Here is a 21,520-nt window from a genome sequence, read left to right as displayed (position 1 = left end):
GAACGTCCGGGTGCAGTTGGCCGCAGCTCTCCTTGGTGGATCAGGTGAGGCGGTCGCGGGGAAGATGCAACTGCGCGTGACGTTGTCTATCGGCGAGGAGCCCGTGCTCGGCGGGCTTCACGAGGGCACGTCGACCCGAAGTGCCGGTGTGACGATCGAGCTCGAGCATACCGCTTCGGAGGTCGCATCGACCGAATTGCGTTAATCTTGACGTCTTGTAAACGATCCGGAATCCTTGACCAGGAGTACGTCGATGCCACTACAACCCGTCATTCTCTCCGGCGGCTCGGGAACGCGGCTGTGGCCGCTCTCGCGCGAGGCCTACCCGAAGCAGTTCTTGGCGCTCACCAGCGAGCACACCATGCTGCAGGAGACGGTGCGCCGGCTCGACGGGCTCGACGAGGAGCACCCGCGCCAAGCCGTTGGCCAGATCGATCCCATCGTGGTCTGCAACGAGTCGCACCGCTTCCTGGTTGCCGAGCAGTTTCGCGTGATGGGTCGTCGTCCGGCCGAGATCATCCTTGAGCCAAAGGGACGCAATACTGCACCGGCGCTGAGTCTGGCGGCGCTGGCGGCGATCCGAGGCGGGAGCGATCCGGTCCTGCTGGTGATGCCGGCCGACCATACCATCCGCAACGAGGTCGGTTTCCGAGCGGCCGTCGCCGATGCCTGCTTGATTGCGCGCGAAGGCGCCGTTGTCACGTTCGGGATCGTTCCGAGCAAGCCCGAGACGGGCTACGGATACATCCGGCAGGGTCCGGCTTACGAGGTCGACGGTCTCGCCGGGAACGCCTATCTGCTCAACGGCTTTGTCGAAAAGCCGGATGTCGAGACGGCCGAGGGCTATCTAGAATCCGGCCAATACCTCTGGAACAGTGGCATTTTCGTCTTGCGCGCATCGCTCTGGCTGGGGTTGATCGAGCGGTTCCGTCCGGATATCGCGCAAGCCGTGGCGGACGCCTTCGAGGCGGCGACCCACGACGGGGACTTTCTCCGTCTGGATGCCGAACACTTCGGTGCCTGTCCGGGCGACTCGATCGACTATGCCGTGATGGAGCCCCTGGCACGGGACACCGGGGGTGCCGGTCCGCCCGCGGTCGTCGTGCCCTTGGATGTCGGCTGGTCCGACGTCGGCGCCTGGTCGGCGCTCTGGGAGGTGCGCGATCAGGATGCGGCCGGCAATGTGCTCGACGGCGATGCCTTCGTCCACGACGCTCGCAACAATCTCTTGATTGCCCACCACCGGATGCTGGCCGCCGTCGGGGTCGAGGACCTGATCGTGGTCGAGACACCGGATGCCGTCCTGGTCGTGTCCAAAGAGCATGCGCAGGACGTCAAGGCGGTGACCCAATTCCTACAGCACGAGCAGCGCAACGAGTATCGCCACCACCAGCGGGTCCATCGTCCCTGGGGGTCTTACGAGGCCATCGGGCAGGGGCCGCGCTACCAAGTCAAGCGACTGATCGTGAAGCCGGGCGAATCGCTGTCGTTACAGATGCACCATCATCGGGCCGAGCACTGGATCGTCGTCTCCGGGACTGCGCGTGTGACCTGCGACGAGAAGGCGTTCCTGCTCACCGAGAATCAGTCGACCTATATCCCGGTCGGCTCGTCGCATCGCTTGGAGAATCCCGGCACCATCATGCTCGAGCTGATCGAGGTCCAGTCCGGGGGCTATCTCGGCGAGGACGACATCGTGCGCTTCGAGGATCGCTACAACCGCGGGGCGAAGGAGACGCACTGATCGTCTGCGCTCACGGACGGCTCTCGATCGCCGAGCCGTCCGGCCCTCATCCTGGCCCCCTAATGCCCTGAAGACAGGCGTCGTCACATCAGGACCCTTTAAAACCGGGGCGAGGAGGCTCCGGCTCCTGTAGACTCGCGGGTTTTTCCGAGCGGACCTTACACAGCCATGGGATTCAAATGCGGGATCGTCGGCCTGCCCAACGTCGGCAAGTCGACCCTCTTCAATGCCCTGACCAAGGCGACGATCGCGGCGGAGAATTACCCCTTCTGCACGATCGATCCGAACGTCGGCGTGGTGCCCCTGCCGGATCCGCGTCTGGATGTCCTTGCCGCCATCGTCAAGCCCCAGCGGGTGATTCCGACGACCATGCAGTTCGTGGACATCGCCGGTCTGGTCGCCGGCGCATCCAAGGGCGAGGGGCTCGGGAACAAGTTTCTGGCCAACATTCGCGAAACCGACGCCATAGCCCATGTGGTGCGCTGCTTCGAGAACGACGACGTGGTACATGTCGCCGGGCGGGTCGATCCGCTGGACGACATCGAGGTCATCAACACCGAGTTGGCGCTCGCGGACCTGGAGTCGGTGACCAAGGCCCTTGATCGCGCCGAGCGCATGGTCAAGACGGGCGACAAAAAGATCCTGGCCCGCAAGGCCGTGCTTGAGCAGATCCGCGATCAGCTCGATGCCGGTAAGCCGGTCCGCGCGATGGGCTTGGATGCGGAGGCGCTGCGGGAGGTTCGCGATCTCTTCCTGCTGACGGCCAAGCCGACCCTCTATATCGCCAACGTCGCCGAAGACGGCTTCGTCGACAACCCGATTCTGGATAAGGTGGTCGCGCTCGCCGCGGAGGAGGGTGCCGAGGTCGTGCCCGTCTGCGCCGCCATCGAGGCCGAGATCTTCGACCTGGAGGACGAGGAGCGCGACGAATTCCTCGCCGAGCTTGGGCTAACGGAACCGGGTCTGAACCGTGTGGTGCGGGCCGGCTATCGCTTGCTGGGGCTCGAAACCTATTTCACCGCCGGCGAGAAGGAGGTCCGAGCCTGGACCATCCCGGCCGGGGTGCGCGCCCCGCAGGCCGCTGCCGTCATCCACACCGATTTCGAGCGTGGATTCATCCGCGCCGAGGTCATCGCCTACGACGACTTCGTCGCCTGTAAGGGCGAACAGGGTGCCAAAGAGGCCGGCAAGCTGCGTTCGGAGGGCAAGGAATACGTCGTCAAGGACGGCGACGTGGTTCACTTCAGGTTCAACGTTTAGCTGCGCGGTGCAGGGTATTGCCGAACGCTCTCGCGTCGGGCGGCGCTAGGTCACATGTGCTCGGCATATTCTGTCGTCGATCGTTTTGCTTGTTTTCGAATCGTTCCGATACCGAACGAAGGTGAAGATCTCCGGGGTCTCCTTCTCTTCTCATTGCGCTCCCGACCTCAGAACCTGACCTGCACCCGCCAGGTCAGGATCGTCGTGCCCTCGGCGGGGACTGCCAGCGTCCAGGAAGCGAGGTTCGATGCCTCTTTGGTATGCGGTTGACTCTCCTGCTGCATGGTCCAGTCGCCGGGGATCTGCTCCGTGACCTTGACGGTGACCGGGGCCTCCTTGGCGTTCTTCAACTCCAACTCGAACGCAGTCTCGTAGGCGTAGTCATAAGCGCTTGTCCCGGCGAGCTTCTTGAACTCGGTCTGGCGGCGGCGTGCGGTGACGTCGAAGCTTTCACCGAGCTTGAGCGTGACGGTCTCGTTCTTCGGGCTATGGTCGACGGCGTCTTCGCCGACGAATTGGGCGTTGCCTCGGCTGTCCTTGGCGTAGACGCGCATGATCCCTTTCGGAAGCGGGATACCGAGGCTGCCGCCCTTGTTTTCGAAACGCAGGGTGGCAGCGACCGGCAGCTTGGTCCATCCGTCGGAAGTGCGGGACTGATAGACATAGGGTTGGCCGCTGACGAGGAGCTCGCGGGTGACCGGGACACGTGGTGCTGTCAGCAGCGCGACCTGCTTGGTCTGGTTGTTCAGGATGTCGGTGGGGCGGGGCAGGGTGTAGAGATGGTACTCGGCGAGGGTCTCTTCCTCCGGCATCGCCGCATCGGCCGACATGACCATGCCGCGCGCCATCATCGGCATCGGCAGGTTTTCCGTGACCTGATTGACCTCCCCCGCCACCAACTGCACCTGAGCGCCCCGATAGGCGATGCCGCTCTGGTTGGTCAGGGTGACCCATCCGTTGATGTCCATCTGTTCGCCGTCGGCGGAGAGGTCGGCGACATAGTCCGCCTTCCAGGCGAGTCCGCCGGTCAGATAGGACAGCTCGAATAGACCTTCGCCGCCGGTCGCGGCATTCAGATGCAGAACGAGTGTGGGCTGATCACGCAGATCCTCCGGCACGTCGGGGAAGGCGAGATGGCCGACCACGGCGGTCTCGATCCGATCCGCATAGCGCAGGACCGGCGCCGGGTTCGCGGCAAGGACGATCGCGTCTTCGATCTCCTGCTCACCCGCGTCGTTGGTGCGGATCACCTGCACGGTGCGCCCGACATACTTTTGGAGGAGGCTTTCGGGGGTGAGCAGATCGAAGTCGAAGTTCTGCTCCAGCAGGTCAACCGAAAGTGTCCCCGAAGTCTCGGCGAGCAGGGCGGTCTCGGGTCGGATCCGCTGTGAGACGTTGCGCCATGCGAGACGGTTCTCGGCCGAGTTCAGGGTGACGCGTCGGCGATCCTTCACCAGGGCGAGATCGGCGTTGTAGATGGTGACCGCGAGCGACTCTTGGGCGCTGTCGTCGATGCGTTGTTCCCGGTCCACGGCAGCTCCGATGGTTGCGGACATCATGAGGCTCGCCGCGACGCCGGCAAGAACGGCCGCGGTCGAGGGTGATCGAGGGGGTCCAGAGTGAAGTGGTGTCGAGGACATGGTGTGCTCGTCGTGATCGTTTCTCCGCGGCGGTTGTCGACTAAGATCGCTTGGCTGCCGCGCGGATCGTCCTGTGGATATAGGCCATCTTATCGATGGCCGGCTGCGGCAGGACGAAGGGGTAAAGGTCTTGCTGGCCCATACTGCGATTCAGGCTGTTGATCGCGTATGTGAGCGGCAGCCAATGCTCGATCATCAGCTGAAAATCCTTCAGATCGTAGGGGTCGAAGTCGGGATCCGAGACCGCTCGGCTCCCGTCCGGAAGCGGCCATTCGACCTCGATGCCGAAATGCCCCGCGGTTTCCAGGGTGTCGACCATGTGCATGTAGTGCGCCCAGGTCTCTGCCCAGTCTTCCCAAGGGTGCGCACTGGCGTAAGGGGTGATGAACCGATCCTGCCAGTCGGCAGGTGGGCCGGCCTCGTAATAGCGTTGCAAGGCCTCTCCGTAATCGGTCTGCTCGTTCCCGAACAGGGCGCGAAAATCCTCCAACCGCCCGCCGTCGAGGATGAGGGTGTCCCAGTAATAGTGGCCGATTTCATGGCGGAAGTGGCCGATCAGGGTGCGATATCGCTCGTCCATGTCGAGCCGTGCCCGCTCGCGCAGTGCCGGATCGGCCTCGTCGATATTGATGGTGATGAGCCCCGAGGCGTGGCCGGTCATGATCGGTTGATCGGGCGGCGCGTCTTCGCTGCTGAGGAAATCGAAGGCGAGGCCCTGCTCGGGATTCTGATGCCGTGTCTCGACCGAGAGTCCGAGCCGCAGCAGTCCGTAGGCCAAGCGCCGCTTGCCGCGCTCGATGCGAGCCCATTTCTCCAGGTTGCCGGGCCGCCCGAGGTTGGGCACGATGCGATTCGGGGCGCACGCGAGACAGAATCGGGCGGGGCTCTCCGCCGGCACCATCCAATTGCAGACGTCGTGCTCGGCGTAGTTGAGGCATTTGCGATAGTGCCGAGTTGCACCCGGACCGGGTTCGGGAGCACGCGTGCGAAAGAGACGGCCGAGGAAGCCGGGAGGTCGTGCCCGGCTCGACGGGGATGGGGGCGCCGCGGCCCAGATCCCGTCTCCCGCATCGACGAGCGCCGAGAGGCGCATCTGATCCGGAAGGAATCCCAAGACGGCGCCGCAGCGGGTGCAATGGGTATTTTCGAAGAAGACCGGTTGACCGCAAGACTGACAGACGAATGTCTTCATAACGCCGGTGGTTCCAGAGCCTTAACATGATGCCGCCGCGAGGCCCGTCACCGGAGATCCGGGCGGGGATCTCAGCGCCGTCAGCCGAATCAGCGGCCGAGGGGGCCGCGCTCGTTCGCTCCGGCCATCGTGGCACGCCGCACCACCGGGCATCCGTGACACCGCGGAGCGGGAGTCGCCAGCCCTCTCAGGCTTGGGTGGCCGGTCTCATGAGCGGGGCCGGTCCGACCAAAGTGTGTTTAGCCCCGTTTCCGAGCTCTTCCGGCGACGCCTCAACCGGCCGGCCGTCGGACCGGTGGAGAGGACGACTGCAAGGCGCCGACTCCGAGAGGTCGCCGCTTCGGGACGATCGCCGTCGCCGCTTCCAGCCGGTTGAATGAACAAAGCCGCCGGAGGCGATCTCACGGACTATTTGAAGCGCGAGAAGGCGTCCATGAATGCCTTGCTGGTGGCTTCCCACGCGCTCTCCATGCCTTTGCGCATGTCCTCCCAGGCCGCTTCGCTCGCGTTGGTCATCTTCGTCAGCATCTCGCGGGCTTCGTCCTGCTGTTGTCTCAGTCGCTCCATCTGCTCCTCGTATTGGAGCTTCATGTCGGCCTGAGCACTCTCAGTCTTGGCCTGAAGTTTCTCCATGTCCGCGTCCCACTCGTCCATCTTGGCCTTCATTTTTTCGATATACACTTTGCGGTCGATCATTGTTGTTTCCTCCATCGAGATCGGATCAGGGCATGCAAGGAGTGCGGACCGGAGTATTCCGCGTCGCCGTGCCGAAAGCAACCGCGTCCGGCGAGGCCGTTCGCCAGGATCAATCCGGCCGCGAACGATGCCCGTAGATGCGCGACAGCCGGTCGGGATGGACGCCGAGTGCATAGGCCAGTCGCAACCACCACATGAGCAGCACGGTGCGAGCGACACCCTTGCTCTCCCAGCGCCGCCCCGAGGTGACGACGTGCTCGCGCACACACAGCGGTGGTCCGTGGCGCTTGAGCCGACGCGACAGTGCGATGTCCTCCATCAAGGGGATCTCGGGATAACCGCCGACGTGCTCGAACAGGGCTCGTTCCACGAAGATCGCCTGATCTCCGGTGGCGATCCCGGTAAGACGCGAACGTTGGCTCATGCTCCAGGCGATGCACGGGAGGAGTGGATGGTGCCCCTCGATCCGCACGTCGAAGCGGCCCCAGGATCGCCCGCTGCGCGCGAGCCAATCGGGAAGTCGAAGCAGCGTCTCGATCGGCGCTCGCGTGTCCGCGTGCAGAAAGACAAGGAGATCGCCCCGGGCTGCCGCGGCGCCGGCGTTCATCTGGGCGGCGCGGCCGCGCGGTGCGCTCAGAACGCGGTCCGCATGGGGTGCGGCGACACCGGCCGTGCCGTCCGGACTGTCCCCGTCGACGATCAGGATCTCGCCGCCTGCCGTGCGGACGGGTACGAGTGCCGCAAGGAGCGAGACGATGTCCTTCGCCTCGTTGAGGGTCGGGATAACGACGGAGATGCTTGACCCTCTGCGCATGATTCGGTAAACGCCTGAGTTGTTTTACGCGGCTGTGTCGGCGAAGGGTTCATGCTAGCCTCAGCCACGGACGCGGGACGCCGAACGCTCCTATCCCATCGGGACAGGGCCGATCCGGCACCCTTTTCAATGCCTTTTACAGGGTCTATGAGATCGCAGGGAATCGGATGCACGACACCATCGGAATACCCATCCTCGTCACAGGCGGAGCGGGTTATATCGGGAGCCACGCCTGCAAGCTGCTTCACCAAGCCGGTTACCGCCCCATCGTCTACGATAATCTGGTGCATGGCCATCGTTGGGCGGTGCGTTGGGGGCCTCTCGAAGAGGGCGACATTCGGGACCGAGCGCGGCTCGATGCGGTATTCGAGAGCCATCGGCCCGCGGCGGTGATGCACTTCGCCGCGTTTTGCTACGTCGGCGAATCCGTCCAGCACCCGGGCAAGTACTACCGCAACAATGTTGCCGGAACCCTGACCCTGCTCGAGGCGATGCGCGATCACGGTGTCGCTCCGCTCGTGTTCTCGAGCACCTGCGCCACCTACGGCGACCCGCGCAGCGAACGCATCGACGAAGACCACCCGCAGAACCCGATCAATCCTTACGGCGCGTCCAAGCTCATGGTCGAGCGTATGCTCGCCGACTTCGACAGAGCCCACGGTCTGCGCGCGATCGCGCTGCGTTATTTCAACGCCGCCGGTGCGGACCCGGAAGCCGAGATCGGCGAGGATCATGATCCGGAGACTCACCTCATCCCGCTCGCCATCGCGGCCGCTGCTGGAACTGGACCCGGACTCACCGTCTACGGCACCGATTACGACACGCCCGACGGAACCTGCATCCGCGACTACATCCACGTCGCCGATCTCGCCCAAGCGCATCTCCGGGCACTTGAGGCACTGCTCGGCGGGGCGCCGAGTCGCGTCTACAACCTGGGCAACGGTCAGGGCTTCTCGGTACGCGATGTCATCGCCGCCACCGAGCGGGTCACGGGGTCGACTGTGCCCGTCGAATTCGGCGCGCGCCGTGCCGGTGATCCGCCGCGCCTGGTCGGGGATGCGAGCCGCATCCACGACGAGTTGGGTTGGGTGCCCGCCTACGCGAGCCTCGACGCCATTATCCGCACTGCGTGGGATTGGCACCGCGGGCCGGCGTTGGAGCGAGAGGACAGGGACTGAGGCGATTCTCGGAAACGCTATCCCGACGCCCCCTGCCTGCAGGCCGTCTGATGTGGGGCGTATTTATTCGCCCTGTCGCCGGGAGATGCTGTCCCTGAGCCTGCTCAGCAACGGCGCAGAGACACCTTAGACATTCCGGTTCATTCTCCCCCTCTCCCCAACCCCTCTTCCGCGAGGGGAGAGGGGCCAAGATGGATCACGTGTCATTGAACTAGATCCGGCAGTTGACCGCTTCGTGCTTCATGCAAGGTCTTGACGGTCTTAACGATCGCGCCTATCAAATGGCTCACCGGTTGGGTGAAGGCCGCTACGACCCCTGGAGCACGCCCCGCGCGGCGCCCGACTGCGTTGCAACGCGTTGTCGTAGAACCACTACGCTGCCTCGTTTCGCCTTGCCGGACACCGCGCGGGACGCACTCCAGGGGCCGTTCAACTACCGGATCTAGGTTGAACGGTTGCTCCGGCGTTGCCGCCTCCATGCCCCCCTGCATCAATGCTCGTGTCCCACATAGAGTCGGGTGAGCGCCTCGCGATAGTCGGCCAGGATCTTAGCCCGTTTGAGCTTCATCGTCGGCGTCATGCGATCGTTCTCGATAGACCAGGGGCAGGCGGCCAACGCCACGCGTCGGATCTTCGCATAACCGGAGAAGCCGGTGAGCTTGCGCTCGATCCTGTCTTGCAGAACGGGCTCCAATCGGCCGTCGGCATCGGCGATCATGGGATCGGCCGGCAGTCCTTCCGCTTGTGCTACCCGGGCGTAGACATCCAGGTTCAGAACCACGAGCGCGCTCAGGAAGGGGCGTCCTTCGCCGATGACCAGGACTTGCTCGAAGAGCGGGTCAACGGTGATGGCCAGCTCGATATCGGCCGGCGCGACCTTCTCGCCGTTGGCGAGCACCAGGACGTCCTTGATACGGCCGGTAATGAAGATGTGGCCGTCCTGGATGCGGACCTGGTCGCCGGTCTTGAGCCAACCCTCGGCGTCGAGCACCTCGGCGGTCGCTTGCGGCTGTTTCCAGTAGCCGGACATGACGCCGGGCGAGCGCACGATCAGCTCGTCGAGGTCTCCGATCCGGTACTCGAGTCCGGGCAGCGGCCGGCCGACGCTTTCGGGGATGTTGTCGTCGAGCGGGCTGACGCTGATCACGGGGCTGGTCTCGGTGAGCCCGTAGCCCTGCACGAGCGGAACGCCGAGGCCGAGGAAGACGTGTGCGATGTCCGGTGCCAAGGGTGCCCCGCCGCAGACGGCAACCCGCAGGCGTCCGCCGAAACGCGCGCGGATCTTGGCGCCCACCAGCCGGTCGAGCAGCGGAGCGGCGAGCAGGCGCGGGTGCCAACGCGCTCGCCCCTGGCTGTGCTCGAAACGCGCCCAGCCGGTGCTGACGGCGTGCTCGAAGAGCCGGCGCTTCAACGGGGATTCGCCGTCGAGCCGCTCGCGCAGCTTGGCATGGACCCGCTCGAAGATGCGCGGGACCGCGATCATCACGGTCGGTTGGATCTGCAGCAGGTCTTCGGCCAGCTGCGGGATCGACCGCGCAAAGGTGACACTGGAGCCCGCCATGATCGGCAGCACGCATCCGGCGGTCCGCTCGAGCGTGTGCGAGAGCGGCAGGAAGGAGAGGAAGCGGTCTTCCACCCTGGCCGGGATGAGGGCGAGCGATGCCTCGGCGTTCCAGAGGATGTTGCGATGGCTGAGCATCACCCCCTTCGGATGCCCGGTCGTGCCGGAGGTGTAGACGATGGTCGCCAAGGCGTCGGGGTTGTCGACCCGGTCGATGGGGCGATGATCGCTCGAGGTCAGCGCCTCGCCGAGCCAATCGCTTACCGCGTGCGTGTCGGCGGGCAGCGCCGTTTCGCCCGGCTCCAGGATGAGCAGACGTTTGAGCCGGGCGAGCGTCGGGTCGATCGCGGACAACTCGACGCGTTGCGCGGCGGTCTCGAGCAGCAGGAGTCGAACGCCTGCCTCGTCGAGGATGTGCCGGATCGCCTCGGCCCGGTCGTTGGGATAGAGCGGCACCGTGACTAGGCCCAGACCGAGCGCGGCCAGATCGAAGGCAACCCATTCGCGCCGATTGCGCATCATGATGGCTACACGGTCCCCGGGCGAGAGACCCTCGCGCGTCAGGGCCGCTTGCCAATGCGCGACCGTGCGGGCGGTGTCGCGCCACGTCGTCTCGATCCAGGTCTGTGTGGGCTCGTCGAACTGAACGTAGGCCACTTCATCCGGGGTGCGTGCGACACGTTCGAGCAAGAGGCCGCAGAGGCTGACGGCCGCTTCGGCCGAGATGAGATCGAGCAGGCGCGTGGAGACGCCCGTCGTTCCGGTTTGATCGAACAGCAACATGTCAGTGTCCTCCTCGATAGAGCCCGGCCGGTGTCAGCTGCCAGCCTCGATCCGGCCTGAAGTGGCGGCCATGGTCGCGTTGGAGCGCATCCAGGCGCTCGCGCATGCGGTCCCAGCCGCCTTGGGCGATGTCGTGAAGCGGGCCGCCGCGATGCGGGGCGAAGCCCGTGCCGAAGACAACGCCGGCGTCGAGCAGGTCCGGATCCTCGACCACACCTTCGCGCAGACAGGCGACGCACTCGTTGAGCAGGCGAAAGATCAGCCGCTCGGCGAGATCCTGCGGCGGCCGATCGCCATGCGGGATGGACTCGCGCATGGCCTGTCCGTCGCGGTAGCGATAGAAGCCTCGTCCGCTTTTCTTCCCGAGCTGTCCGCCCGCGACCATCCGGCGCAGACGTTCCGGCGTCTCTTCCGGGGCGGTCAAGGCGGGTCCGAGCGTGTCGGCGACGGCCAGGCAGATGTCGAGCCCGACCGTATCGGCGAGCGCCAGCGGGCCCATCGGCATCCCGTAACCGATCGCGGCCTCGTCGATCGCGGCGATGGAGACACCCTCGTCGAGCAGGTCCACGGCCTCGAGCAGATAGGGCATGAGGACGCGGTTGACCAGGAATCCCGGGCTGCTGCGCACCGGCAGCGGGAGCCGGTCGAGTGCGCGGACCGCAGCGAGGCCGCGCCGAAGCGATTCGGGTCGTGTCGAGGTGCGGTGGACGACCTCGACGAGCTGCATCCGTGCGACCGGGTTGAAGAAGTGCAAACCGACGAGACGCCCCGGATCTCGAAGACCCTCGCCGATGCGCTCCAGCGGAATGCTCGAGGTGTTGGTGGCGAGCAGGGCGTGGGCGGGGACGCGCGTTTCGATCTCGGCGAACAGCCGTTGCTTGATCTGCGCCTGCTCCGCGACCGCCTCGATCACGAGGTCGGTGCGTCGCAGACCTGCGCCGTCCGGGTCCGGGATCAACCGGTCCCAGGCCTCGCGGACCAACCGGGGATCCCGCAGGCGTTGCTCGAAGAGCCGATGGGCACGCGCCATGGCGCGTCCGATCTGATCGAGCGAGAGATCCTGCAGGGTCACCGTCAGCGCGTTGAGCGCGCACCAGGCGGCAATGTCGCCCCCCATCACTCCGGCCCCGACGACATGGACCCGTTGCGGACGCGGGACCTCGGCATCGGATAGGGCCTTGAGGCGTTCCTGGAGATGGAAGATGCGCCTCAGATTGGTCGAGGTCTCGCCGAGCAGAAGCTCGGGTACGCGTCGGGCCTCGCCGTCGAGCAGACCCCGTGCGCTCGCGCCGTTGTCGCGCCAGTGCTCGATCAGGGCGAAGGGGGCAGGGTAGTGCTCCTGCCTCACCTTGGCCGCCGTGCGGCGGGTGATCCGGCGCGCGACCCAACCGCGCAGCGGCGGAAGATTGGGCAGACGCTGCGAAAAGTTCGCCCGGCTTGGTAACGGTGCGGCGCGAATCAGCTCGCGAGCGCCTGCGTCCAACTGACGTTGCGGAAGGACACGGTCGACCAGACCCATCTTGCCGGCCTGGCGGGCCGAGTAGGTTTTTCCGGTCAACATGGCCTGCATGGCCGCGACGGGTCCAAGCGTGCGGATGGCGCGCCAGGTGCCGCCGTAGCCGGGGAAGATCCCGAGTCTCACCTCGGGGAAGCCGAGCTTGGTCGCGGGGTCGTCGCTCGCGATGCGATAACGGCACGCCAACGCAAGCTCCAGGCCGCCGCCGAGGCAGACGCCGTGGATCAAGGCCAATGTCGGGATCGGCAGAGCCTCGATGCGCGCGAGCAGGGCGTGGACCCGGCGGATGTGGCGCTCGGCCGCGGCCGGATCAGTGAGTTGCTCGAACTCGCCGACATCCGCGCCGGCGATGAATCCCTTGGGTTTGCGCGAATGGATGATGAGTCCCGTGATCGGATGCGAGTGGGGTCCCGGCGCAATCCCGGTTTCGAGTGCGCTTTCGATCTCGTCCAGACGCGTGTCCAGTTCATCGAGAGCGGCGATCGAGAGCAGGTTGACGCCGTGCGAGGCGTCGTCGATCCCGAGCCGGCAGAATCCGTCCGTGGCGTCTTGTTCGATCGTCCAGAGTGTCTTCATGGCACACCTCCTTCGGCTCGAAGCAGCAGGGCTCCGCCCTGACCGCCTCCGATACAAAGACTTGCAACGCCCCGGGTCAATCCTCGACGCTTCATGGACAGCGCCAGGTGGAGCGCCAGACGTGCACCGCTTGCACCGACCGGATGGCCGATGGCGACCGCGCCGCCCTCCGGATTCAGGGCATCGTCCGGGATCGGCTGATCGGGCTCGTCGCCCAGAACCTCTTCGCGATAGTGGCGGTCCGACCAGGCCTCCTGGCAGGCGAGGACCTGTGCGGCGAAGGCCTCGTTGATCTCGAACTGGTCGATGTCGACGGTCGCGAGCCCCCGGCGATGCAGCAGCGGGGCCATGGCGTGGACCGGTCCAAGGCCCATCTCGGTCGGGTCGAGTGCCGCCCATTGAATATCGACGAGCTGCGCGAGCACGGTCATATCCCAACGCTCCATCGCCTCCTCGGAGGCCAGCAGGAGCAGCGCGGCCCCGTCCGTGACCTGTGCGCTGTTGCCGGCCGTCACCGCGCCCGTGGGTCGGTCGAAGACGGGGCGCAGGGCGCCGAGTTGTTCGAGGTCCGAGTCGGCCCGATAGCCTTCATCTCGAGCATAAGCAGTTCCGTCTGGGGCAATGAGCGGCGTGATCTCGTCGGAAAAGACATGGTCGGACAGTGCGGTCCCCAGGCGCTGGTGGCTGCGCAGGGCGAACCTGTCCATGGCCTCGCGATCGATCCCGAACCGCCAGGCGAGATGCTCGGCGGTCTGACCCATCGAGAGACCCACGATGGGGTCGGTGAGGCCCTTGAGCAGGCCGATCACCGGGACGAGATCCTGCGGTCGCAGCTGCGTCAGCAGCCGTCCGCGGGCTGTCGGGCCGCGGGCGCGCGACCAGCGTCCCAGCCAATCGACGAAGGCGCGCCCGAAGAGGACCGGTGCATGGCTCATGGCCTCGGTGCCGCCGGCCAGGACCAGATCCGCCCGGCCCGAGGCGATCGACTGCGCGGCGCTGTCCAGTGCCTGAAGCCCGGAGGCGCAGTTGCGTTGGACCGTCCAGGCCGGGGTGCGCTCGCTGCAGCCGAGACGCAGTGCGGCAATTCGCGCGACGTTCATCTCCTCCGGGCTCGGGACCACGCACCCGAGGATGACCTCGTCGATCGCCTCTGCCGGGAACGGCTGACGCAGCAGGAGTGGACGGCCCGCGCCGACCGCGAGATCCGCGGCGCTAAAGGGCCCGGGGACCCCGCGTGCCTTCAGAAAGGGTGTCCTGCAGCCGTCGACCAGATAGACAGGTCGGGTGTTCGACCCTGTGCGTTCGCTCATCTCGTCCTCCTCTCGGATTAGGCCGCGGCGCGCGCTTCATCTTGAACGCGGGGCTGCGCGGGCCGCAGCGCGGCAAAACTGTCGACCCTGATGACGGCATCGCGAAGCTGTTCCGCCTCCCGAAGCGCCGCCGCGTCATCCGCGGTGATCAGCCGTGCCGCGACCGCCTCGCGGATCCGTGCCGGGTCGTCTCCTTCACCCAAGCGCCCCTGACGGACGGCCGCGCGCAGGACGCGATTGACCTCCTCCGCGCGGGTCGCTGCCGTCAAAGCCAGCTCGATGCGACCGACGGCCAAGCTCGGATCGCGGCTGACGAAGATCCCCGCGGTCAGGCGATCGCGGGACGCACCCGGCTCCAGGATCAGCCGGGCCACGCGATGCTCCAGCGCGTCGCTCGGCCCCTGGAAGGGCAGTCCGGTCGGGAAGCTGATGACCCGCAGGAGCCGTGCAAGACCGCGCCGGGGGAAGTTCCGCCAGAGCGCGACCAGCGCCCCCTGGATGCGGATCAAGTGATCCGCCATGGCCCACTCGACCAGATCCCGGTCGGCCTCCGGTCGGCCCTGGTCCTCGAAATGCTTGAGCGTGCAGGAAGCCATGAACAGCAGACTCAGGATGTCGCCCAGCCGCGCGGACAGACGTTCGCGCCGTTTCAGGCTTCCGCCCAAGGTCATCATGGCGAGATCCGCATTGAGGGCGAAGACGCTGCTCAGCCAATCAAGCCGCTGATAGTGGGCGCCGAGCCAGCCTGCGATGGGCCGTGCGGCGAGATGTCCGCCGGTCAGTCCATCGCGCAGTGTCCGCAAGAGGTTGCGGATCAGGAAGCCGACATGTCCTGCGATGGCTGCATCGAAGCGCTCCAGCGCCGCCTTCGGGTTCGGATCTCCCGCGGTCCGAAACTCTTCCAGCACGTGCGGATGACACCGCAATGCGCCCTGACCGAAGACGATGAGGTTGCGCGTCAGGATGTTCGCGCCTTCGACCGTGATGGCGATCGGGATTGCCTGATAGACCCGCCCGAGCGGATTGGCGGGTCCGAGACAAATCCCGCTTCCGCCTTGTACGTCCATGGCGTCGTTGATGACCTGCCGATAGCCTTCGGTGAGCTGATACTTGAGCACCGCCGAGAGCACGGCCGGATGCTCGCCGGCCTGCAGCGCGGCGAGGAAGACCCTGCGCGCGGCGTCCATCTGATAGGTCCGCCCGGCGATGCGTGCGAGCGCGGCCTCGACCCCTTCGAATTCGCCGATCGGGCGGCCGAACTGTTTGCGGATGCGGGCATAGGCCCCGGTATAGCGCGCGGCCAGCTTGCCGCCGCCGGTGGCGAGCGCAGGCAGCGAGATGCCGCGGCCCTCCGAGAGCGACTCCATGAGCATGCGCCAGCCCTTGCCGATCCCGTCGCGACCGCCGATGACCCAATCGACCGGGATGAAGACACCGCGCCCGGTCAGCGGGCCGTTCTGGAACGGGATGCCGAGCGGCAGATGTCGGCGCCCCCGTTCGATGCCGGGGGTGTCGGCCGGGATGAGGGCCAGGGTCAAGCCGGGCTGCGGATCGTCGCCGAGCAGACGGTCCGGGTCGGTCAATCGGAAGGCCAGTCCGATGAGCGTCGCGACCGGTCCCAAGGTGATGTAGCGCTTGTCGAAATCGATGCGGATCCCGAGCGTGGGGCGACCCTTGAAGACGCCCTGACCGACCACGCCGGTGTCCGGTGTCGAGGCCGCGTCGCTGCCGGCCGTCGGTCCGGTCAGCCCGAAGCAGGGGATCTCCTCGCCGCTCGCCAAGCGCGGGAGCCAGCGCTCGCGCTGGGCTTGCGTGCCGTAGTGCAGCAGCAACTCGGCCGGACCCAGACTGTTGGGCACCATCACGGTCACCGCGGCAGTGATGCTGCGGCTGGCGAGCTTCATGACCACCTCCGAGTGGGCGAGTGGGGAGAAGCCGAGCCCGCCGTAGCGGGTCGGAATCACGACACCGAAGAGGCGCTCGCGCCGGATGAAGGACCAGACCTCGGGCGGGAGATCCAGGTCCTCGTGGGTGATGCGCCAGTCATCGAGCATGCGACAGAGCTGCTCGACCGGGCCGTCCAGGAAGGCCTGCTCGGCGGGGCTCAAGCGGGCCGGGGGCAGGTCGCGCAGACGCGTCCATTCCGGGCGTCCCGAGAAGAGCTCCGCATCCCACCAGGTCCCCCCGGCCTCCAATGCCTCCCGTTCGGTGCGGGACATGGCCGGCATGACACGCCGGAACTGCGCGAGCAGGTGTCGGGTGATCAGAACCCGGCGCAGCGGCGCGATCAGTGGAAGCCCCGCGATCGCCGCGGCGATGGTGCCAAACGTAATGAACGGGATGGTCATATCAGCAGTCCTCGGTCGAGACGGCCGCCTTGGGCTTCGCCGGTTCCGAGCCCGGTGTGGTCGGTTTCAAGTGCCTGTTGCCGATGATCGCCTGCGGGCCCGACGGCGATCTCGACCCCGGGAGCAGGCAGCGCAATTGGGCCAAGAACCTGTCCGGGCTCGGGACGTCACGCGAGGATTGCCGGTCGCTGCGGCCACCGGACAGCTGCGCCCTCAGGCGTCGCCGGATCGGGTCGATGTCCGTGTCCTTCAGGTCTTTGGGATGCAACGAAAGTGTGTCCGCCGAGCCGAGCGTCTCGGAGCACCCGCAAGGCAGGTCGCCGACCGTGACTCGGCCGGCGGGACCGACCACCCAAGCCGCACTCGCGGCGGCACGATAGGAGCGGCTGCGGTCGTTCAGCAGCACCTCTGTCCTGCACCAGGGCAATCGGCGATACAGGCCGATCTCGTCGATCCCGAGGAAGGGATACTTGATGATGTCGAAATAGGGCGAGTAGTCGAAGTCACGCGGCGTGAAGAGCCGTGGGTTGCGCTTGAAGAAGCGCAGGGTCCCGCTTGCACTGCGATCGATGAAGGGCAGGATCGGGAAGTCGACCGCGGCGAAAGACTCCGCGATTAGCCCGGCGCAGACGTTGCGCGTCACGCCGCCCGCGTTGGCCTGAAAGAGGCTGGAACGCCAGCGCCGCGGCACGATGCCCCAAGGCAGAAAGAAACGGGCGAGATCGAGCAGCTGACGGACGTCGTAGCCGCTTCCGAGGCGGCGGATGGCGTATCCGATGACCCGCTGCGCGTCGCCTCGAGAGAGCCCGTGCGGGCGACAGATCCGAAGATGGTCGTTGGCGTAGCGCGCCAGCGGCGAGATCCGCGTCCCCTCGCCGATCAGCGCCTCGAGCAGGAGCTGCTCGCTGTGGTCGCGTTGATAGTGCTGCACGACGAGGTTGCGCAGCGTGCGGTCTTCGATGTCGTGCAGGCGTCCGATGTAGAGCGCGGCATGGGTCCAGGCACTCTGAGTGATCAGTTTGATGATGCCGCCGACACGGGTTCGACCTTCGACCAGCACCACATCGCCGGGCTGAAGGGCTTCGCTGAGGTGCTGGAAATCGCACAAGGGGACCTCGTGCGGCTCTCCTTCCTTGGTTAGCCAGCCGATCATCCATCCCCGGACGGGGGCGCGGAGTCGTGTCATGGCGATTTACCCGACAAGCGAGGTCAGTTAATCACTCAGACCTCTAGCAGGCCGGGAATGTTTCGGGGCGCGCCGGGGCCCCTCGGGGATGATCCGAGCTACCAAGTTCGGGTCCTTGAGGGTACGCTTCCCGCCGCAGCACCACCGCCGCTCTTTATCGACATCATCGGATTGCCCCTGATCCCGGTGTTCTTGGCCGTTGTCGGCCGCCGCAGCTTCCGCTTTGATGTGATCGATCGAGGTACGGCCGTCGGGATCGGCCGACATCCCCTGCCCGGGTCAAGACCCACACCCAGTCAACTCAACCCAAGGTGAAAAAGCTATGAAGCAGACCCCATCCCGTCGATCCGCACTGAAAGCGGCCTGCTCGGTCGCGGCGTTGACGTCCTGTCTGGCGTTCGGAAGTGTCCATGCCGCGGACACGGGTCCGCGCGCCCATGCCGAAGGCAAGTACGACTCCGCCACCGCGACCTATGTGGTGGTCGAGGGCGATGACCTCTTCGCGATCAGCCAGCGTTTCAAGGTCTCGGTCGATGCACTCAAGGCAGCCAACAAGCTGAGCTCCGACGTGGTCAAGACCGGCGAGAAGCTTCGGATTGCATCTGGCGGTGCACACACGACAGGCAAAGCAGACACGTCCAAGAGCCAACATGCTTCGTCCAAGAAACCCGATGCCAAGATGACGTGCGAGGAGTTTCTCGGTTTGGAAGAGAGCTTCCAGCCCGAGGCGGTGTCCTGGGCAGTCGCCTACGGTGAGAACGGCAAGCCCGAGGCCGAGGCCGTGGACGTCGAGGGCATCGAGACGGTGGTCCCCTTCGTCGTCGAGGAATGCAAGAAGGCTCCCAAGGAGACCTTCTGGCAGAAGGCCAAGGCCGAGATGAAAAAGGTCGAGTCGAAGCTCTAAACCGTGTCCAGAGCGAGAGACCGAGTTTCGAGATACTGAGTTTCGAGTGAGCTCGACGTTTGGCGCGTCCACGACTCTTGGCGGGGACGCGGTTCAGAGCGATGCGGGTGATGCCCGATCCGCACTCGCGGATCGGGAGACCCCAACGGCGCCGGGTATTCCGTCCGGCACGAACAGCGGACACCACGAATAAAATGCTCACCAAGCTTAAAGAGGAGTTTTTGGCGATCCTGCCGCCGACGCTCTACTTCTTCGTCGCCCTGCACCTGGTGGTCGTGATCCGCGTCTTGATGCTCGAGGGGACCGGCATCCGGGCTACGACATCGTTATCGGTTGCACTCGCTGCCCTCATCCTGGGCAAGGCCGTGCTGATCGCCGACTTGCTGCCCATTATCAATCGTTATCCCAAAAAACCGCTGATCTACAACGTGGTCTGGAAGACGCTGCTGTATCAGATGGTCGCGGCGGCGGTGCATTATGCGGAGCGGCTCTTCGACTTCGCGAGACAAGCAGGCGGTTTGGTCGCGGGCAACGAGAAACTGCTCGCCGAGATCATCTGGCCCCATTTCTGGGCCGTTCAGATCCTCCTGTTCTTGTTGATTCTGATGTACTGCACCTTGCATGAGTTGGTGCGCCTGATCGGCAAGGAAAAGGCCAAGCAGCTGTTTTTCGGACCCCTGCCAAGTCACTCGCTTTAAGATTCGAGCGATCCGCACCGCGAAGCGAGCAAGCGCCTCGGCTCACAGGAATGGCGTCGCAACTTGGCGTATTACCCGACACGCGAGCTGCGTGAGTCAACCAGACCTTGCGACACCGGGAATGTTTCAGGCGATGGCCTTGCTGCGGGTCGGCCGATCTTATGAACGACGCCGTGCCGGTCTTGGCGGAACCCGGTCGATGTGCCAGTCTTGAATCGGTCTGGAGCCTCGATCCGGCCCGTGATCGCTGCATGCCGCAGGCTATGGTTTCGCGACGTTGACAGGATATGAACGACCGGCAGCCGACAATTTCGCGTCTCGTCTGGGAGAGCCGCTATCGGGCCGAAGGCGAGAACGATCTCGATGCGACTCGGCAACGGGTTGCGCGCGCGCTGGCATCGGCCGAGCCGGTCGATCGAGAAATTTGGGCAGCGCGGTATCTGGACCTGCTGACGGGCTTTCGGTTTCTGCCGGGCGGGCGGATCCTCGCCGGGGCCGGCGTGGATCGGGACCTGACCCTGTTCAACTGTTTCGTCATGGGCCCGATCCCGGATGACCTTGCCGGCATCTTCGATGCGCTGCGGGATGCGGCGCTCACCATGCAGCAGGGCGGGGGTGTGGGTTGCGACTTTTCCACGCTGCGCCCCGCCGGTCTGCGTGCGGAGCGGGTCGGGGGCACGGCCTCTGGGCCGGTGTCCTTCATGGGCCTGTGGGACAGCATGTGCGCGACGCTGCTCTCGACCGGGGTGCGCCGCGGGGCCATGATGGGGACGCTGCGCTGCGACCATCCCGACATCGAGGTCTTCATCGACGTTAAGCGGGACGCCGATGCGCTGCGCAACTTCAATCTTTCGGTGCTGGTCACGGATGACTTGATGCAGGCGCTGGCGGCGGATGCGCCTTGGGAGCTGGTGTTTCCGGTCGAGAAGATGGCGCAGCGTGACCGAGCCCGCTTCCCCGGCCGCCTGATGCGCGTCTGGCCCGGCTGTGATGCGCCTGTCGCGTGTGCGGTTCTGCGCATCCTGCCGGCCCGCGCGCTCTGGGCGCGCCTCATGCGGGCCAACTACGACGCGGCCGAGCCCGGTGTGCTCTTCATCGATCGGATCAACGCCGAGAACAATCTGGCCTATCGGGAGCGCATCTGTGCCACAAACCCTTGTGGCGAGATCCCGTTGCCGAGCTGGGGCGCCTGCGATCTGGGCGCGCTCAACATGACCGCGTTCGTGCGGGAGCCCTTCGACGAGAACGCGTCGCTCGATCTGGACGCGCTTGCGGACGCGGCGGGTGTCGCGACGCGGATGTTGGATGCGGTGATCGATCTGTCGCGTTTTCCACTTCCCGAGCAGGCCGAGCAGGCGCGAGGGAGTCGCCGCATCGGTCTCGGGATCACGGGCCTGGCCGATGCGCTCGTGATGTTGGGATTGCGCTACGATAGCCCGGCCGGGCGTGATCGGGCGGCGGCGGCGATGCGAACGGTCTGTCATGCGGCCTACCGAACCTCGGTTGCCCTTGCCCTGGAGAAGGGTCCGTTTCCGTACCTGGTACGCGATGCCTACCTGGCTTCGCCCTTCGTGCGGCGACTGCCCGAGGACATTCGGGCCGGGATCGCCTCGATCGGGATCCGCAACTCGCATCTCACCGCGATTGCGCCGACCGGGACCATCAGCCTGCTCGCGAACGACCTCTCGAGCGGTATCGAGCCTGTCTTTGCACGGGTGCAACATCGGCGAGTCCGCACGGGCGACGGCACCTCCGAGCGGCATCGGGTCGAAGATCATGCCGTTCAGCTCTGGCGCGAGCGCTTCGGTCGGCGTCCCGGCCCGCCGGCCTTCGTCGCCGCGCGCGAAGTGGCACCGGAGGAGCATTTGGCGATGCAGGCGGCCGTTCAGCACTATGTCGACAATGCCATCTCCAAGACCATCAACGTGCCGACGCAGATCCCGTTCGCGTCCTTCGAGCGGCTCTATCGGCGCGCCTACGACCTCGGCCTGAAAGGCTGCACGACCTTCAGGCCCAACCCGGTGACCGGCGAGATCCTGAGCGACGATCTCGAAGCCCGCACGCCCGAAGCGTCGGGCCCTTGCTGCCCGTCGGAGCGGGACGGGGACTGAGGC

General features: G+C 65.7%; 16 protein-coding genes. 7 read left to right on the top strand and 9 right to left on the bottom strand.

Annotated elements, in window-relative coordinates:
* Positions 1-76 precede the first annotated feature (76 nt).
* The 3 genes from LT988_RS25210 to ychF all read left to right on the top strand — a co-directional run bounded on the left by LT988_RS25210 (position 77) and on the right by ychF (position 3,004).
* Complete coding sequence (locus LT988_RS25210) at positions 77-205, top strand: hypothetical protein (RefSeq protein WP_269752102.1); 129 nt, start codon at positions 77-79, stop codon at positions 203-205.
* A gap of 48 nt (positions 206-253) precedes the next feature.
* Positions 254-1,744 (top strand): mannose-1-phosphate guanylyltransferase/mannose-6-phosphate isomerase, encoded by a 1,491-nt coding sequence (locus tag LT988_RS04815; RefSeq protein ID WP_232409095.1) that lies wholly within the window; start codon positions 254-256, stop codon positions 1,742-1,744.
* A gap of 168 nt (positions 1,745-1,912) precedes the next feature.
* Positions 1,913-3,004 carry a redox-regulated ATPase YchF gene (gene ychF, locus LT988_RS04810; protein ID WP_232409094.1) on the top strand — a complete coding sequence of 364 codons (1,092 nt, stop codon included), beginning with the start codon at positions 1,913-1,915 and terminating at the stop codon, positions 3,002-3,004.
* 167 nt (positions 3,005-3,171) lie between these two features.
* Here the strand turns inward: ychF and LT988_RS04805 are convergent, their stop codons facing one another.
* The 4 genes from LT988_RS04805 to LT988_RS04790 all read right to left on the bottom strand — a co-directional run bounded on the left by LT988_RS04805 (position 3,172) and on the right by LT988_RS04790 (position 7,349).
* Complete coding sequence (locus LT988_RS04805; RefSeq protein WP_232409093.1) at positions 3,172-4,560, bottom strand: DUF4139 domain-containing protein; 1,389 nt, start codon at positions 4,558-4,560, stop codon at positions 3,172-3,174.
* Positions 4,561-4,684: 124 nt separating this feature from the next.
* Positions 4,685-5,836, bottom strand: a complete 1,152-nt coding sequence (locus tag LT988_RS04800) for a zinc-binding metallopeptidase family protein (protein WP_232409092.1) — start codon at positions 5,834-5,836, stop codon at positions 4,685-4,687.
* 408 nt (positions 5,837-6,244) lie between these two features.
* Entirely contained in the window at positions 6,245-6,532 is a 288-nt protein-coding gene (locus LT988_RS04795) for a sll1863 family stress response protein (RefSeq protein WP_232409091.1), read from the bottom strand.
* 109 nt (positions 6,533-6,641) lie between these two features.
* Positions 6,642-7,349, bottom strand: coding sequence for a TIGR04283 family arsenosugar biosynthesis glycosyltransferase (locus tag LT988_RS04790; protein WP_408648072.1), 708 nt, complete (start codon positions 7,347-7,349; stop codon positions 6,642-6,644).
* Positions 7,350-7,513: 164 nt separating this feature from the next.
* Between LT988_RS04790 and galE the strand changes: the two genes are divergently transcribed.
* Entirely contained in the window at positions 7,514-8,524 is a 1,011-nt protein-coding gene (gene galE, locus LT988_RS04785) for a UDP-glucose 4-epimerase GalE (RefSeq protein ID WP_232409089.1), read from the top strand.
* A gap of 490 nt (positions 8,525-9,014) precedes the next feature.
* Here the strand turns inward: galE and LT988_RS04780 are convergent, their stop codons facing one another.
* From LT988_RS04780 to LT988_RS04760, 5 genes are read right to left on the bottom strand one after another with little or no spacing between them, the layout of a single operon-like run.
* The gene (locus LT988_RS04780; protein WP_232409088.1) at positions 9,015-10,868 is read right to left on the bottom strand and encodes an AMP-dependent synthetase/ligase; all 1,854 of its coding nucleotides are present in this window, start codon (positions 10,866-10,868) and stop codon (positions 9,015-9,017) included.
* Position 10,869: 1 nt separating this feature from the next.
* Positions 10,870-12,960 (bottom strand): 3-hydroxyacyl-CoA dehydrogenase NAD-binding domain-containing protein, encoded by a 2,091-nt coding sequence (locus tag LT988_RS04775; protein WP_232409087.1) that lies wholly within the window; start codon positions 12,958-12,960, stop codon positions 10,870-10,872.
* Complete coding sequence (locus tag LT988_RS04770) at positions 12,957-14,270, bottom strand: acetyl-CoA C-acetyltransferase (RefSeq protein ID WP_232409086.1); 1,314 nt, start codon at positions 14,268-14,270, stop codon at positions 12,957-12,959. Before LT988_RS04770 ends, LT988_RS04775 begins: the two co-directional genes overlap by 4 nt.
* A 17-nt stretch (positions 14,271-14,287) precedes the next feature.
* On the bottom strand, positions 14,288-16,618 hold the full coding sequence (locus tag LT988_RS04765) for an acyl-CoA dehydrogenase (protein ID WP_232409085.1): 2,331 nt from the start codon (positions 16,616-16,618) through the stop codon (positions 14,288-14,290).
* A 1-nt stretch (position 16,619) separates the two neighbouring features.
* A complete protein-coding gene (locus LT988_RS04760; protein ID WP_232409084.1) occupies positions 16,620-17,804 on the bottom strand; it encodes a YiiX/YebB-like N1pC/P60 family cysteine hydrolase in 1,185 nt (394 codons plus the stop codon).
* A 322-nt stretch (positions 17,805-18,126) separates the two neighbouring features.
* Between LT988_RS04760 and LT988_RS04755 the strand changes: the two genes are divergently transcribed.
* The 3 genes from LT988_RS04755 to LT988_RS04745 all read left to right on the top strand — a co-directional run bounded on the left by LT988_RS04755 (position 18,127) and on the right by LT988_RS04745 (position 21,517).
* Positions 18,127-18,708, top strand: a complete 582-nt coding sequence (locus tag LT988_RS04755; RefSeq protein ID WP_232409083.1) for an HdeA/HdeB family chaperone — start codon at positions 18,127-18,129, stop codon at positions 18,706-18,708.
* 194 nt (positions 18,709-18,902) lie between these two features.
* Positions 18,903-19,406 carry a hypothetical protein gene (locus tag LT988_RS04750; RefSeq protein WP_232409082.1) on the top strand — a complete coding sequence of 168 codons (504 nt, stop codon included), beginning with the start codon at positions 18,903-18,905 and terminating at the stop codon, positions 19,404-19,406.
* Between the two features lie 287 nt (positions 19,407-19,693).
* The gene (locus LT988_RS04745) at positions 19,694-21,517 is read left to right on the top strand and encodes an adenosylcobalamin-dependent ribonucleoside-diphosphate reductase (protein ID WP_232409081.1); all 1,824 of its coding nucleotides are present in this window, start codon (positions 19,694-19,696) and stop codon (positions 21,515-21,517) included.
* Positions 21,518-21,520 lie beyond the last annotated feature (3 nt).

This window comes from Thiocapsa bogorovii (genome assembly GCF_021228795.1).
Taxonomy (GTDB): Bacteria; Pseudomonadota; Gammaproteobacteria; order Chromatiales; family Chromatiaceae; genus Thiocapsa; species Thiocapsa bogorovii.
This window is presented reverse-complemented; position numbering and strand designations above follow the sequence as displayed.

Excerpts from the sequence above, each read along its gene's own strand:
- LT988_RS04815 (WP_232409095.1), top strand. The coding sequence starts at position 254 with ATGCCACTACAACCCGTCATTCTCTCCGGCGGCTCGGGAACGCGGCTG.
- ychF (WP_232409094.1), top strand. The coding sequence starts at position 1,913 with ATGGGATTCAAATGCGGGATCGTCGGCCTGCCCAACGTCGGCAAGTCG.
- LT988_RS04805 (WP_232409093.1), bottom strand. The coding sequence starts at position 4,560 with ATGTCCGCAACCATCGGAGCTGCCGTGGACCGGGAACAACGCATCGAC.
- LT988_RS04800 (WP_232409092.1), bottom strand. The coding sequence starts at position 5,836 with ATGAAGACATTCGTCTGTCAGTCTTGCGGTCAACCGGTCTTCTTCGAA.
- LT988_RS04795 (WP_232409091.1), bottom strand. The coding sequence starts at position 6,532 with ATGATCGACCGCAAAGTGTATATCGAAAAAATGAAGGCCAAGATGGAC.
- galE (WP_232409089.1), top strand. The coding sequence starts at position 7,514 with ATGCACGACACCATCGGAATACCCATCCTCGTCACAGGCGGAGCGGGT.
- LT988_RS04780 (WP_232409088.1), bottom strand. The coding sequence starts at position 10,868 with ATGTTGCTGTTCGATCAAACCGGAACGACGGGCGTCTCCACGCGCCTG.
- LT988_RS04775 (WP_232409087.1), bottom strand. The coding sequence starts at position 12,960 with ATGAAGACACTCTGGACGATCGAACAAGACGCCACGGACGGATTCTGC.
- LT988_RS04770 (WP_232409086.1), bottom strand. The coding sequence starts at position 14,270 with ATGAGCGAACGCACAGGGTCGAACACCCGACCTGTCTATCTGGTCGAC.
- LT988_RS04765 (WP_232409085.1), bottom strand. The coding sequence starts at position 16,618 with ATGACCATCCCGTTCATTACGTTTGGCACCATCGCCGCGGCGATCGCG.
- LT988_RS04760 (WP_232409084.1), bottom strand. The coding sequence starts at position 17,804 with ATGACACGACTCCGCGCCCCCGTCCGGGGATGGATGATCGGCTGGCTA.
- LT988_RS04755 (WP_232409083.1), top strand. The coding sequence starts at position 18,127 with ATGAAGCAGACCCCATCCCGTCGATCCGCACTGAAAGCGGCCTGCTCG.
- LT988_RS04750 (WP_232409082.1), top strand. The coding sequence starts at position 18,903 with ATGCTCACCAAGCTTAAAGAGGAGTTTTTGGCGATCCTGCCGCCGACG.
- LT988_RS04745 (WP_232409081.1), top strand. The coding sequence starts at position 19,694 with ATGAACGACCGGCAGCCGACAATTTCGCGTCTCGTCTGGGAGAGCCGC.